The 14,190-nt window shown below is 71.0% G+C and carries 12 protein-coding genes and 1 pseudogene; 4 read left to right on the plus strand and 9 right to left on the minus strand.

From position 1 onward, the window contains the following. Positions 1-20: 20 nt before the first annotated feature. Together AVP42_RS16910 and AVP42_RS10800 are read right to left on the minus strand one after the other, a co-directional pair. Positions 21-185: pseudogene (locus AVP42_RS16910) on the minus strand (biotin/lipoyl-containing protein); the annotation flags it as partial. Continuing rightward, positions 185-2,371, minus strand: a complete 2,187-nt coding sequence (locus tag AVP42_RS10800; RefSeq protein ID WP_067948881.1) for a thiamine pyrophosphate-dependent enzyme — start codon at positions 2,369-2,371, stop codon at positions 185-187. The gene AVP42_RS10800 and the pseudogene AVP42_RS16910, both read right to left, overlap by 1 nt. Before the next feature lie 167 nt (positions 2,372-2,538). On the opposite strand from AVP42_RS10800, the gene AVP42_RS10805 reads away from it, so the two are divergent. Together AVP42_RS10805 and AVP42_RS10810 are read left to right on the plus strand one after the other, a co-directional pair. Beyond that, on the plus strand, positions 2,539-3,063 hold the full coding sequence (locus AVP42_RS10805) for a VOC family protein (RefSeq protein WP_067948883.1): 525 nt from the start codon (positions 2,539-2,541) through the stop codon (positions 3,061-3,063). Then, the gene (locus tag AVP42_RS10810; protein WP_067948984.1) at positions 3,060-3,740 is read left to right on the plus strand and encodes a GntR family transcriptional regulator; all 681 of its coding nucleotides are present in this window, start codon (positions 3,060-3,062) and stop codon (positions 3,738-3,740) included. The genes AVP42_RS10805 and AVP42_RS10810 overlap by 4 nt, the downstream gene beginning before the upstream one ends. Positions 3,741-3,771: 31 nt before the next feature. Here the strand turns inward: AVP42_RS10810 and AVP42_RS10815 are convergent, their stop codons facing one another. After that, positions 3,772-4,521 carry a cupin domain-containing protein gene (locus tag AVP42_RS10815; protein ID WP_067948885.1) on the minus strand — a complete coding sequence of 250 codons (750 nt, stop codon included), beginning with the start codon at positions 4,519-4,521 and terminating at the stop codon, positions 3,772-3,774. Between the two features lie 141 nt (positions 4,522-4,662). Between AVP42_RS10815 and AVP42_RS10820 the strand changes: the two genes are divergently transcribed. Beyond that, positions 4,663-5,598: an NAD(P)-dependent oxidoreductase gene (locus AVP42_RS10820; RefSeq protein ID WP_255361450.1), complete on the plus strand. Its 936-nt coding sequence runs from the start codon at positions 4,663-4,665 to the stop codon at positions 5,596-5,598. Next, positions 5,595-5,897 carry a Dabb family protein gene (locus AVP42_RS10825; protein WP_067948889.1) on the plus strand — a complete coding sequence of 101 codons (303 nt, stop codon included), beginning with the start codon at positions 5,595-5,597 and terminating at the stop codon, positions 5,895-5,897. The genes AVP42_RS10820 and AVP42_RS10825 overlap by 4 nt, the downstream gene beginning before the upstream one ends. Here AVP42_RS10825 and AVP42_RS10830 read toward each other — a convergent pair. The 6 genes from AVP42_RS10830 to AVP42_RS10855 form a co-directional block, all read right to left on the minus strand. Further along, positions 5,882-6,952: a ketopantoate reductase family protein gene (locus AVP42_RS10830; RefSeq protein WP_067948891.1), complete on the minus strand. Its 1,071-nt coding sequence runs from the start codon at positions 6,950-6,952 to the stop codon at positions 5,882-5,884. The genes AVP42_RS10825 and AVP42_RS10830 overlap by 16 nt on opposite strands. Positions 6,953-6,999: 47 nt before the next feature. Further along, positions 7,000-8,085 carry a ketopantoate reductase family protein gene (locus tag AVP42_RS10835; RefSeq protein WP_067948893.1) on the minus strand — a complete coding sequence of 362 codons (1,086 nt, stop codon included), beginning with the start codon at positions 8,083-8,085 and terminating at the stop codon, positions 7,000-7,002. Continuing rightward, a complete protein-coding gene (locus tag AVP42_RS10840) occupies positions 8,082-9,119 on the minus strand; it encodes a ketopantoate reductase family protein (RefSeq protein ID WP_067948895.1) in 1,038 nt (345 codons plus the stop codon). Before AVP42_RS10840 ends, AVP42_RS10835 begins: the two co-directional genes overlap by 4 nt. Before the next feature lie 4 nt (positions 9,120-9,123). Continuing rightward, a complete protein-coding gene (locus tag AVP42_RS10845) occupies positions 9,124-11,658 on the minus strand; it encodes an ATP-binding cassette domain-containing protein (protein WP_231878608.1) in 2,535 nt (844 codons plus the stop codon). A 100-nt stretch (positions 11,659-11,758) separates the two neighbouring features. After that, the gene (locus AVP42_RS10850; RefSeq protein ID WP_067948988.1) at positions 11,759-12,868 is read right to left on the minus strand and encodes a substrate-binding domain-containing protein; all 1,110 of its coding nucleotides are present in this window, start codon (positions 12,866-12,868) and stop codon (positions 11,759-11,761) included. Positions 12,869-12,943: 75 nt separating this feature from the next. Beyond that, positions 12,944-13,957, minus strand: coding sequence for an ABC transporter permease (locus AVP42_RS10855; protein ID WP_067948897.1), 1,014 nt, complete (start codon positions 13,955-13,957; stop codon positions 12,944-12,946). Positions 13,958-14,190 lie beyond the last annotated feature (233 nt).

The raw sequence follows: 14,190 nt of genomic DNA on the forward strand, positions 1-14,190 counted from the left end.
GCGACGAGCAGTTCGAGCACCGTGCCCGACACCTCGGCCGCGTACTCGACGACCGCCTTGTCGGTCTCGATCTCGGCGAGCGGCTGGCCGACGGCGACCTCGTCGCCGACCGCCACCGACCACGACTGGATCGCGGCCTCCGTCGTGTTCGCGAGCACCTCGGGCATGCGGACCGTGGTGGCCATCACGCACCTCCCGCGTTCGCGCGGACCGTCTCGAGGGCCGCGACGACCTCCTCGGTGCGGGCGATCGCCGCGCGCTCGAGCACGCGCGAGATCGAGGGCGACGTCTCGGAGCCGGTCACCCGCTGCACGGGTTGGTCGAGCCAATCGAACAGCCGCCGCTGGATCTCGTCGGCGAGCCAGCCGCCGTACGACGTGCCGCGCGCGCCCTGCTCGACGATGAGCACGGCGTTCGTCTTCTTCACGCTCGCCTCGATGGTCGCCCAGTCGATCGACGCGCGGTCGAGCCAGCGCAGGTCGATCAGCTCGGCGTCGACGCCGGTCTGCTCGATGGCCTCGAGGCTGTGCCGCACCATCGAGAGGTAGCTGATGACGGTGACCTCGCTGCCCTCGCGACGGATGGCGGCGGTGCCGGGCGGGATCACGTAGTCCAGGTCGCCGGCGATGACCGTGTCCTTCTCGTTGTACAGGTCGACGTGCTCGATGACGAGCACCGGATCCTGCAGCGCGAGCGCCGCGTTCATGAGCCCGACGTAGTCCTCGGCGGTCGACGGGGCGACGATGCGCCATCCGGGGCTGGTGGCGAAGACGCCCGCCGGGTCCATGAGGTGCTGGGAACCGTAGCCGGAGCCCATGGCGACCTTGGTGCGCAGGACGAGCGGCACCGGGTTGTCGCCGCCGAACATGTGCCGGGCCTTCCCGATCTGGTTGAAGACCTGGTCGGCGGCCACCCACATGAAGTCCGGGTACATGAACTCCACGACCGGGCGGAAGCGCCCGTCGAGCGCGAGCCCGCCGCCGAGACCGGCGAACGCGTTCTCGCTGATGGGAGTGCCGAGCACCCGGTCGGGGTAGGCCGTCGACAGCCCCTTCGTGGCGCCGTTCGTGCCGCCCTTCAGGCGGTGCACGTCCTCGCCGAGCACGATGATGCGCTCGTCCTCGCCCATGCGCCGTTCCATGACCCCGGCGACCGCGTCGACGAACTTCATGCCCTCGCGCTCGCGGTCGTCATCCGTGGGCTCGAGCGCGCGCAGCGACTCCAGCTCGGTGCCGTCGCCGCGCACGCCGACGTCGACGAATGCGGGATCGGGCCAGAGCTCGGGGCGGATGCGTCGCCGCCCCTGGTGCTCGGGGTCGGCCTCGAGCAGCTCGCCCGTCGCGGCATCCATCGCGGCGACCGCCTGCGCGCGGACCGACTCGACCTGCTCGCGGCTGAGCCGCCCCAGCTGCACCAGTTCGGACGCCACGCGCTCGAGCGGGTCGCGTGCGCGCCACTCCTCCTCCTCCTGCTTGGTGCGGTAGCCGAACGCGCTGCCGGGGTACGGGCCGTTCTGGTGGAAGTAGCGGTAGACCTCGGCCTCGACGATGACCGGTCCGCCGCCGGAGCGCATGACCTCGGCGGCCTCCTGCATGGCGAGGTGCACGGCGAGCGGGTCCATGCCGTCGACCCGCCACGACGGGATGCCGAAGCCCTGGCCACGGACCGAGAGCCGGGTGTCGGCGACGGCCTCCTCGATGCGCGTCGAGACGGCGTAGAGGTTGTTCTCGATGAAGAAGCAGACGGGCAGCTTCCAGGCTGCGGCGAGGTTCATCGACTCCAGCACCGAGCCGATCTGCGCGGCGCCGTCGCCGAAGTAGTTGATGGTGAGGTCGGTCGTGCCGGCGTGCTTCTGCGCCCACGCGTTGCCGGTGGCCATCGGGGCGCCGCCGCCGACGATCGCGTTGGTGCCGAGCGCGCCGGCCTCGAACCACTGCAGGTGCATCGAGCCGCCCCGACCCCGGCAGTAGCCCTGCGCGAGGCCGAGGATCTCGGCGAGGGTGCGTTGCAGCACCTCCTGCACCTCGGGCGTGACGAGCTCGCCGAGGTCGAGCCGGCCGCCCGACACGTGCGTGATGGCCTTCGCCAGGAACTGGTGGTGGCCGCGGTGCGATCCGTTCACGGCATCCGTCGACCGGAGCCCGACGATCGAGCCGACCGCGCCGCCCTCCTGGCCGATCGACGAGTGCGCCGGACCGTGCACGAGACCGTCGGCGGCGAGGTCGAGCACGCGCTCCTCGAATGCGCGGATGAGGTGGAGCTGGCCGAGCATCGTCTCCAGCAGGGCCGGATCGGCGGCCTTCCAGTCGGCTGCGGTGGTCGTGAGCTCGACCCACTCGGGGGTGGGCTCGAGGCGTCGTCGTCTCGGCATGGCGGTGGTCCTCCGTCGGCGGCCCGGCGCGCGTCGGTGCGGCGGGCGATGCGGCCATCGTACGACAGGATTGGATCCAATCCAAGGGCCGCTGGCCGTTCGGTCTCGGAGAATCGCATCATCCGAGTTACGATTGCATCCAGTCACCGACGACGGGAGGATGCGACATGGCACTGCCGGGCCTCAGGGGAACCGAGCACATCGGCTTCACGGTGCCCGACCTCGACGAGGCGCACCGCTTCTTCGTCGACGTGATCGGGTGCGAGTACGTCTACACGCTCGGCCCGTTCCAGCGCGATGACGACTGGATGGCGGAGCACCTCAACGTGCACCCGCGATCCGTCATGCGCGAACTGCGGTTCTTCCGCTGCAAGCACGGACCCAACTTCGAGATCTTCCAGTGGGAACCCGCCGACGGCCAGTCGGACCAGCCGCGCAACAGCGACCTCGGCGGCCACCACCTCGCGTTCTACGTCGACGACCTCGACGCCGCCGTCGCCTACCTGCACGAACAGGGCGTCCGCGTGCTCGGCGAACCCACCGCGAGCCGCAACGCGAGCGAGGGACAGCGCTGGGTCTACTTCCTCAGCCCATGGGGCATGCAACTCGAACTCGTCAGCTTCCCGAACGGCAAGGCCTACGAGGCGGATGCCGCGGTGAAGCTGTGGGACCCCCGGGACCCCGCCGCATGAGCGCGACGGACGTGACGGCGCCGGTGGCCCGCGACGGCAACGCGAGCTCGAGGGTGGCTGCGGGAATCCGCGACGCGATCGCGCACGGCGAGTACCCGCCGGGCTCGCGCCTGCGCCAGGAGGAGATCGCCGAGCGGTTCGGAGCCAGCCGGGTGCCGGTGCGCGAGGCGCTGCGCGCCCTCGAAGCCGAGGGACTCGTCACCCTCGTCGCGAACGCGGGCGCGTGGGTGTCGCGACTCACGCTCGCGGAATGCGAGGAGGTCTACCAGACGCGCGAGCGACTGGAACCGCTGCTGCTCCGCCACTCGGCCCCGCACCTGCTGCCCGAGGACCTCGACCGGCTCGAGGCGCTCGCCACCGCGATGGCCGCGACCGACGACGTCGGCGAGTTCCTGCGCCTCGACCGCGAGTTCCACATGCTGAGCTATTCGCGCGCCGACACCCTCATGCTCGGCGACCTCGTCGAGCGCCTCTGGAACACCACCCAGCCGTACCGTCGCGCCTATACGATGCTCGCCGACGCCGACACCCGCCGCATCATGCACGACGAGCACCACCTCATGGTCGTCGCGCTCCGCGAGGGCGACGTCGAGGGCGCCGAGCGAACGATCGAGGGCCACATCAGGCGCACGCGGCGACTGCTGTCGCGGCATCCGGAGGTGTTCTCGGCGGAGTGAGCGCACCCCGGCCCGCCGCTACCGCGCGGGCTCAGACCTCGGCGGCCTCCGGCCCCGACTGCGCGGTGCGCATGGACTTCATCGCGTGCAGGACGTCGACCGCCGACGCGATCGGCCGAGCCTCCGAGGGCTGCTCGTGGCCGAGGTCGGCGAGCGACTGGTACGACATGTCGCGTCGGCCGATCACGAACCAGATGCCGCGGGCCGGCTGGTCGGACTGGTTGACGTAGAGGTGTGGACGGCCGGAGTCGAAGCAGAAGGAATCCCCCGGCTCCAGGTCGTACGTGTCGAAGTCGATGCGGAGCGTGAGGCGCCCCTCGAGGAGCACCCCGTACTCCAAGCCGGCGTGGCGCATCATCTTGCCCTCCATGGAGCTGGAGGCGGATGGCTCGTACGTGACGATCAGCGGGTCGGCGACGGTGCTCTCGCCGACCGCCAGGCGCTCCCAGGTGACGCCGTTCTCCATCTCGATGACGGGGTTGTCCTCGCGACGCTGCACGACCCCGTCGCTGAGGCGCGACCCTGCGGGCCCCCCGTCCGAAGTCGCGTTGGCGGTCCCGAGGGGCGGCACGCCGGCCCGGCTCGTACCCATGAGCCCGTCGAGCGAGATGCCGAGGTAGTTCACGAGCGCGTACAGCGTGCTGACGGACGGCTGCGTCTTGCCCGTCTCGACCTGCGAGAGGAGGCTGGCCGACACCCCGACGGCCGACGCGACGTTGCGAAGGCTCAGCTTCCGCGATTCCCGCACGCGGCGGAGCTCCGAACCCACATCGAGCTGCATGGCCGACCCTCCGCCTGTGAATCGCGGCGCTGCGTTTCAGCGCCGCTGAACATGTTCTGGTGGGCCCATGATAGCTGCACTTCGCAGGAATCCGATGCGCGCAGGCGATTGCGTGTCCTCGTGTTCATCGTTACTGTACAGATGGGATGCGGCCGAGCATCCCGTGACGGGGAGGTCGCCATGGGTTCGGACGCAGGGTTCCTCGGCCTCGGGGCCATGGGGCGCGGGATGGTGGAGCGTCTCGCCGATGAGGGCGTCGGCGTGATCGCGTGGAATCGGAGCCCGGGACCGGCGACCGAGCTGGCCGAGCGCCTCGGCACGACGGCGGCCGACTCGCCCGCCGCGGTCTTCGGCGCGGCATCCGTGGTGCACTCGATGCTCGCCGACGACGAGGCCGTGCTCACCGTCTTCGACGACGAGCTGCTCGCCACCGTGCCCCCCGGTCGTGTCCACGTGAACCATGCCACCATCAGCCCGTCCGCCGCGGCCGAGCTCGCCGAGCGGCATGCGCGGCACGGCGTCGGATACGTCCAGGCGCCCGTGCTCGGACGCTCGACGATCGCATCGACCGGCGCGCTGCTCGTCGTCGTGTCGGGCGAGCCGTCGGCCGCCGAGGCGGCGATGCCGACGCTGGAGCGGCTCGGCCAGCGGGTCTGGAACCTCGGCGCCGACCCGCGCATGGCGAGCATCGTGAAGATCGCGGTGAACTACTCGATCGTGAACGCGCTCCAGTCCATCGCGGAGTCCGTGGTCCTCGTCGAGTCCGCGGGCATCGATGGCGAGCAGTTCACGGAGATCCTCACCCACACGGCGTTCAGCGGCTCCGTGCACCGCGGCTACGGCCCGCTCATCGCCGGCCGCCGCTACGAGCCGGTCGGCTTCTCGATGGCGCTCGGGCTGAAGGACCTCTCGCTGGCCGAGGACGCCGCTGACGCGCTCGGCGCCGCGCTGCCGATCGCGCCGGTGCTCAGGGAACTGTTCGAGGCGGCCCTCGCGGACCCCGAGCTGCGCGACCTGGACTGGTCGGCTGTCGCCGAGGTCACCCGTCGCCGCTCCGATCGCAGGGGGTCCGCATGATCCGCCACATCGTCCTGTTCAAGTTCGCCGACCGGTCGCCACGCGCCGCGGCGGAGCAGGTCGAGACGCTCCGCAGCGCGCTCCAGCCGCTCGCGGCATCCGTGCCGGGCGTGCTCGGGCTTCGCGTGTCGGCCGACACGACCTCGATCGCCACGCACTGGGACGCCGCGCTCGAGACCGAGCACGCGTCGTGGGAGGACCTCGCCGCCTACCAGGCCCACCCCGAGCACCGGCGCGCCGTCGAGGCGATCGATGCGGTCGTGGCCGAGCGGGCGGTCGTCGACTACGAGGTGACCTGAGCGGCGACGTCCGACTCGGCCGACGCCGCCGCCTCGACGAGCCGTGCGGCGTTCTCGGGCGAGGGCGACAGCTCGCCGGCCTCCACCCGCTCGGCGAGCTGCAGGATCGCCTCGTTGACCGGCGCCCGCCCGCCGATCTCGGCGCGCTTGGCGACGATGTAGCCGCTGAACGCGTCGAGTTCGGCCCGCCGTCCCTTGTCCCAGTCCTGCAGGACGGCGACGCGCGTGTCGGGCAGGGAGAAGCGCTCGAGGACGACATCGAGCAGGTCGAGCGCGTACCGGTCGGAATCCGGGATCTGCTCCGCCGTCTTGCCGAGCACGGGCAGCATGCGGATCCCGAGGTCACGGGCCAGGGCGTAGGCCTCGCGTGAGGCCGCATCCATGACCGGACGCACGCCCTCGAGCCCCACAGCGGTGAGCAGCGGGACGCCGAGGATGGCCGACGGCAGCATCTCCGGGATGTTGGCGATGAGCTTCATCCACTTCGACGCGCGGATGTCGTCGCTGACCTCGGTCACGCCGGCGTGGGCGAGGGCGGCAGCGACCTGCTCCAGCCGCTCGGTGCGGCGGCCGTCCATGGAGCCGACCGTGAACCACGTACCGGACGGCGGGACCTGCCGCACGACGACACCCGGCTCGAACATGTTCGCCGCGATGCCGAGGACCGCGCCGATCGAGCGCTCCGCACCGAGGATCTCGGCGACGGCGTCGATCGTCATGCCGTTCTGCAGCCCGACCATGACCGAGTCGTCGCGCATCACGGGCTTCATCAGCTCGCACACCCAGCGCGTGTCGTACGTCTTCACCGAAGTGAAGACGAGGTCGAAGGTCGTGCGCAGCTCGGCCACCTGGCAGAGGTGGTACGCCTCCACCGGGGTCACCTGGGTCTCGTCGGGCAGGTGCACGGTCAGCCCGTCGGCGCGCATCGCCTCGACGTGGGCCGGCCACTGCTCGATGAAGGTCACGTCCAGCCCGGCGCGGATCAGGTCCGCGCCGATCGACGCCCCGTTCGCGCCGGTGCCGACGACGGCGATGCGGAGTCGGGTCAGGTCCATCGGGGTCCTCCTCGTTTTGCATGGTTCGGGTCGTCGAGGCGACGCCATCAGGCGGATGCCGCCGGTCGCCGCAGCTCGGCGATGCGAGCCTCGAGCACAGGCTGCAGGTGCGTTCCGGGCACGCGGCGCCCGGCCTCGATGTCCTGGGCGAGCTCGACCACCGCCCGGTTCACGGGGGCCGGCTCGCCGAAGCGGGCGAGCGCCTCGACGACCGCCCCGTTGATCTCGTGGACCTCCGCGCGACGCCCCTTCGACCAGTCCTGCAGCACCGTCGAGCGGGAGTGCGGCAGGACGTAACCGGCCAAGAGCTCGTCGAGGACGGTCGCCACGAAGGTCTCCGGCGACGACGCCGCCTCGCCCGTCATGCCGAAGATCGGCCGGATCGTGAGGCCCATGAGCTGCGCGGCGCGGATCGCCTCGTCGCCGGCGTCGAGCATCACCTCGCGCATGCCCTCCCGGCGCGCGCAGTCGGCGATCGACAGGTCGAGGATGGCGGACGGCACGAGCTCCGCCGCGTTGAGGACGAGCTTCATCCACTTGGCGGAGGCGATGTCGTCGGTGACCTCGACGACGCCCGCGTGCCCGAGGATCGCGGCCACGGTCCCGAGGTGGTGGGCGCTCGCGGGGTCTGGCGCACCCACGGCGAACCACGAGCGGTCGTGCCCGGAGTGCCGCAGGACGGTGCCCGGCTCCTCCATCGCGGCGGTGATCTCGATGACCGCGCCGACGGCGCGGTGCGGCCCCATGATGTCGACGATGTCGCCCGCGGTCATGCCGTTCTGCACGCCGACCACGACGCCGTCGTCGGCGACGTACGGCTTGATCAGCTCACACGCCCACCGCGTGTCGTACGCCTTGACGAGCAGCAGCACGACGTCGAAACGGGTGCGCAGCTCGGCGGCCTGGCACAGGTGCAGGACCGGGACCTCAGTGACCTCGACGTCCGTCGGCAGTTCGACGCGGACGCCCCGTTCGCGGATCGCCTCGACGTTCGCCGGCCACTGGTCGACGAAGGTCACGTCGAGACCGGCCCGTGCGAGGTCGGCGCCGATGCCCGAGCCGTTGGCGCCGGTACCGAGCACCGCGATGCGCAGCCCGGCGAGGGGCGCGGCAGCCGTCGCATCGCCGGTCATGCGACCACCGCCGACTCGAGCAGTTCGGCCAGGTTGTGCATCCCGGGGGTCCGGCGCCCGGCCTCGATGTCGCGGGCGAGGGCGACCACCCGGTCGTTGCACGGCGCGGCGACGCCGGTGCGCTCCGCCTCGCGGACGACGTGGCCGTTCAGCTCCTCGACCTCGGCGCGCCGGCCCTTGCGCCAGTCCTGCAGGACCGTCGTGAGCGTGCTCGGCAGCGTGTACACGTCGAGCACGATCTCGAGCAGCCGGTCGGCGTAGCCGTCCGGGCCCGCGAGGTCCGCGTCGGTCATGCCGAAGATCGGCATGAGGCGGCCCCCGGCGGCCAGCGACGTCCGCACCGCCTCCCGACCGGTTCGAACCATGAAGTCCCGCATGCCCGGTACGCGCACTGCCTCGTCGAGCGGAAGGTCGAGGATCGCCGACGGCACGAGCTCGGCCGCGTTCACGACGAGCTTCATCCACTTCGACGAGCGGATGTCGGCCGACACCTCCGCCCGACCAGCTGCTCGCAGCACGGCGACGACCTCCTCCGCGCGAGCGTCGGCCCCCGGATGGATGCCGCCGACGGCGAACCAGGTCTCCTCGCGCGTGTTCTGCCGCTCGACCACGCCCGGCACGAACAGGTTCGCGGCGATCTCGATGACCGCACCCAGCGTCCGATGCGCGCCGACGATCTCCGCGACGTCGTCGACCGTCATGCCGTTCTGCAGGCCCACCACGAGGCCCTCCTCGGCCAGCAGCGGCCGGATCAGCTCGCACGCCCACCGGGTGTCGTACGCCTTGACGACGAGGAACACCAGGTCGAACGGTTCCCGCAGCTCGGCGACCTCGCAGAGATGGTGCACCCGCACGGGCGTGAGCTCCACGCCATCCGGCATCTCGACACGGATGCCGCGTTCGCGCATCGCCGCGACGTGTGCGGGCCACTGCTCGATGAAGGTCACGTCGTGGCCCGCACGGACGAGGTCCGCTCCCACGCCGGCGCCGTTCGCCCCCGCGCCGAGCACGGCGATGCGCGGTGCGCCCGCCACCCGGTCAGACCTTCCGCGCGGCGCGCCGACGACGCTTCGACCGGGCGACCGCGTAGAGGATCGCGGCTGCGAGGATCAGGATGCCCTGCAGGATGTACTGCCACATCTGGTCGAGCCGGAGGAACACGGTCGCGTTGAGCACCTGGACGAGCAGCATCGCGCCGAAGAGCGTGCCGACGAAGGTGCCTCGTCCGCCGAGGAGGCTCGTGCCGCCGAGCACCACCGCGGTGATGCTGGAGAGCGTGTACGCGACGCCCTGCGCGGGGTCGCCCACGCCGATCTGCGTCATGAGCATGATCGCGCCGAAGAAGGTGAGCACGGAGGTCGCGACGTAGGCGAGCACGACGGTGCGGTTGATCTCGACGCCGACGCGGCGCGCGGACTCCTCGTCGGACCCCGCCGCGCGGAGCCGCCACCCCCACGGCGTGCGGCGGAGCGCGTACTCGAGCGCGACGACGACGAGGACGAGGACGATGAACGCGACCGGGATCGGTCCGATCTTCGTCGTGATCGCCCGCGAGATGTCGGCGTTGATGTAGCCGCCCGCGGTCGGGCGGAGGATGAAGCTCATGCCCTGGAGGGCGATGTAGACCGTCAGGGTCGCCGCGATCGCGGTGAACTTCACGTACCTGATCAGGGTGCCGTTCACGAGGCCGACCACGATCGAGGTTCCGAGCATGGCCGCGAAGCCGAGCAGGATCGAGGCGGTCGACGACTCGTTGAGGATGAAGAACGAGCCGATGACGACGAGGAACCCCACGAGCGGCCCGACCGACAGGTCGATGCCGCCGGTCAGCAGGGCGATGGTCTGGCCCATGGCGATGAACCCGAGCGCCGAGACGAGCAGGAGCATGGCGGAGATGTTGAACGCGCCGAGGTACCGGTCGTTCTGGGCGAAGATGAACGCCCCGAGCAGCACCATGACCGCGACGAGCAGCACCGCCGGGGCGTAGTCGCCCTGCACGAAGCGGCGGATCTTCGCCCGCCGGACGGCGGTCCGCTCGTCGACGTCCGCGTCCGTGATGTCCTCGACGCCCACGGTGGACGTGGTCGAGCTCACCGCGGCGTGGATCATCCGCTCCTCGGTGAGGTCGTCGCCGCGGAGCACGTCGACCACGTGGCCGCGCGACATCACGATCACGGTGTCGCACAGCCCCTCGAGTTCCTTGGCGTCCGAGGAGGCGACGATGACGGGGATGCCGGACGCGGACACCTCCCGGAGGATCTGGTAGATCTCGGCGCGGGCGCCGACGTCGACGCCCTGCGTCGGCTCGTCGGCGAGCACGAGCTCCGGCTCGGAGAGGAGCGCCCGCCCCACCATGACCTTCTGCTGGTTGCCACCCGAGAGCGACGAGACCGGGGCGTCGAGCGAGGCCGCCTTCACGGAGAGCGAGCCCAGGGTGTCGCCGACCATGCCGAGCTCGCGCTTGCGGTTGAGCAGCCGCCCGGTGCGGAACCGCTCGAGCGCGGAGATCGCCGCGTTCTCCCGGACGGTGAGCCGCATCATCAGGCCCTCGCTCAGGCGGTCGGCCGGCAGGTACGCGGCCTCGCCGAGGAGTCGCTTGGAGGTGACCTGCGTGCCGTTGATCGACACGGACCCCTCGAAGTGGGAGAGCCCGGCGAGGGCGCGGAGCAGGTCGCTCTGGCCGTTGCCGACGACGCCCGCGATCCCGATGATCTCGCCGCGGCGGGCCGTCAGCGAGACGTCCTTGAAGCCGGGACCCGTGAGCCCCTCGATGATGAAGTTGGGGGCCTCGTCGGGCCCGTCGTGCTTGGGCGGGAACGTGGAGTCGAGCTGGCGGCCCACGATGAGCGCCAGGAGCTCCCGGTCGCTGATCTCGTCGACGACCGCTGTCGCCCGAAGTCGACCGTCGCGCAGCACCGTGACGCGGTCGGCCAGCTCGCGGACCTCGGCCAGGCGGTGGGTGATGTACACGACCGAGGTGCCGCCCGCGACGAACTCGCGCACGAGACGGAACAGCATGCGCACGGCGTCCTCGCCGAGCGGCGCCGTCGGCTCGTCGAGCACGAGGAGCGCCGGCTTCACCGCGATCGCCTTGGCGATCTCGAGCAGGTGCTTCTGCGCGACCGAGAGGGTCTCGACGCGATCCGACAGGTGGGCGCGGAGGTTCACCCGCGCGAGGAGCGAGCGGGCGAACTCCTCGCGCGACGGCGCCTCGGCGAAGACCGCCGGCGGCAGGGCGACGAGCAGGTTCTCGTACACCGTCATGTCCGGCAGCACGGCGGGGTGCTGGTGGACGAAGGCGATGCCGAGGCGCGTCGCGTCGCGCGGGTCGATGCCGTCGATGGGCTCGCCCCGGAACACCATCGAGCCGGCGTCCGGACGGATGGTGCCCGTCGCGACGTTCATCAGCGTGGACTTGCCGGCGCCGTTCTCACCGAGCAGCGCGTGCACCTCTCCGGGGCGCACCTCGAGCGACACGTCGGTCAGCGCGGCGACGCCGCCGAAGCTCTTCGAGATGCCGGACATGACGAGGGTGGCGACGGTGGCGGGTGCTTCGGCGGCTTGGATGTTCACGTGAGGATCCTCACTCCGGGCTCGGGGGTCTGGTCGGTGGTTCGGGGGTCTCCCGGTCCGCTGCGGGCGCGCGGACCGGGAGACCGTGGGGCGGGCTGCGCTACTCGAGCAGCGCGGCCTGCTCGTCGGCGTCCATCTCGGCCGACAGGTAGATGTCGCCCGGGAGGTCGTCACGGCACTGGACCTCGCTGGGATCGCCGTCGACCGAGTCCTCGAACTGCGGTGCCTCGAAGAGCGTGTCCTCGGGGATCTCGCCGCCCGTGGCCCGGGCCACGGCGTGCTGCACGGCGAGCCGCACGTTGTCGTTGCCGGTCGCGACCGTGGTGAGCTTGAAGTCGGGGTTGTCCGGCGACTTCTCCTGCCAGAAGCAGGCGAGCACGTTGCCGTCCGACGTGGCGAGCGCCGGGATCGACCGGCCGCTCTTCTCGAACTCGGGCAGTGCGCCGACCAGCGACGGACCGAAGTCGGAGACGATCACGTCGATCTGGTCGTACTTCGCGATCGCCGCGGTGAGGACCTGCTGCGTGAGCGCCGGGTCCCAGTTCGTGACCTCGTACGGCTGCTCGCCGATGAACTCGTACTTCGGGTCCGTGAGCACCGACTCGAAGCCCTCGCGCTCGTCGAGGCCCTGGCTGTTGCCGGCCGGACCGCTCAGGAACAGGATCTTCGCCCCGTCGGGGAAGTTCTCCTGGATCCACTCGCCCCACGCGACGCCGTCGGCGACGAAGTCCGCACCGACCCAGACGTCGTAGTCCACGCCGGCCTCGCCGCCCGGGTCGACCCGGTACGGCACGGTGACCACGCCGGCCTCGTACGCGCTCCGAAGCGCGGGCAGCATCGCCTCGCCGGCATCCGGGAAGACCACGATGGCGTCGGCGCCCGACGCGACCATGCCCTGGATGTCGGAGATCGCCTTCTGCGTGTCGCCCTGACCGTCGGCGTACAGGTACTCGACGACGCTCGGGCACTTCTCGACCTCGTCCTGGCCGGCCGCGGTCGTGACCAGGCGCCAGCTGTTCCCGCCGAAGCCGTCGAGCAGGCCGACCACGGCCTCCTCGGGGCCGCACCAGGCCGGTGCGCCCTCGACCGAGCCGCCGTCGCCGCCGCCGCCGCCCTCGCCGCCGCCGCCGTCGCCCGAGGAACAGCCCACGAGGGCCAGTGCCGAGACGCCAGCGACGGCGATCGCCGTGGTGATTCTGCGACGAATCATCTTGTCCTCCATCTCCGCGCGACCGCTATGTCGCACGTCTCTCTTGGTGCACCTCGCTCCGAAGGAGCGGGGGTCTCATGGTGTGGCTGTCGCGGCATCCGATCTCGCGACGAGCCGGCGGCGGAGTGCCGCCCAGTCGACGGTGTAGATGGCCACGCCGATGGCCAGGGCCGCGGCCTGGACCAGAGTGCGCACGGCGAAGGGCACGCCGAGGGCGAGCACGAACTGGTCGAGCTGGCTGAGGAACAGGGCCGCGACGACGGTCGCGACCGGGTAGCCGCGACCGCCCAGCAGGGACGTGCCGCCGAGGACCACGACCGCGACCGACGTCAGCAGGTAGGTGTTGCCCTGGAAGGCGGTCGGCTGGTTGGTGATTCCGGCGAGCATGATGCCCGCGGTCGCGAAGAGCAGCTGCGCCCACACGTAGGCCGCGCCTCGGTGCGTCCGGTACCGCAGTCCGGTCGCCCTCGCCGCCGCCGGGCTCGCGCCGACGGCCTCGAACCGGCGTCCCGCCACCGTCCGCTTCACGAGGATCGTGACCAGCAGGAGCACGACGAGCGCGATGAGCAGCGCGTTCGGGATGCCCATCGTCCTGCCGCCCGCGATCGAGCTGAGCAGACGGGTCGTGGTGCGCGGGATGCCGCCCGAGATGCCGAGCACCGCACCGAACAGGAGCGCGTTCGTGCCGAGCGTGGCGATGATGGGGTTGAGTCCGAGCCGGCCGACCATGAAGCCGTTCAGGACACCGGCGCCGATCGCCCAGGCGTACACGGCGAGGATCGCGGGAACGAGCATGGCGTCGTTCTGGTTCGGGATGTGGGTCGAGAGCACGACGGCGAGGGACACGGCGCCCGGCACCGAGAGGTCGATCCCGCCCTGCTGGACGACGAGCATCTGTCCCAGGCCGACGATGGCGAGCACGGAGGCGAACGGCAGCATCCCGAGCACGGCCCCTTGCGACACGCTGCTCGGCGCGATCGCGAAGCCGAGGATCACCAGAACGACGGTGGAGACCGCCATCGTCACGAGGCCCTTGGAGACACTGAACCGGGCGCTCGTGAGACGTCGTGATGTCGAGTCGTCGGTCATGCTCTCCCCTTCGAATGCGATGCCGATGTCCGGCTCAGCCGAACAAAGTGTTGAGCCACACTTTATGGATTTCGTCTCGTGTTCACAAGCGTTGTAGGTAACGATTCCGCGCCACGCCGCGATTCCGCCGAGATCGCGCGGCGCCCCGACACGTCCCGTCGACCGGGGGCATGCCGCGGAGAGGCCGTTCGGTCAGGGCCAAAAGTCCCGGAAACACGCCGAAGTCACGGGGC

The organism is Agromyces sp. NDB4Y10 (assembly GCF_001620055.1).
GTDB lineage: Bacteria > Actinomycetota > Actinomycetes > Actinomycetales > Microbacteriaceae > Agromyces > Agromyces indicus.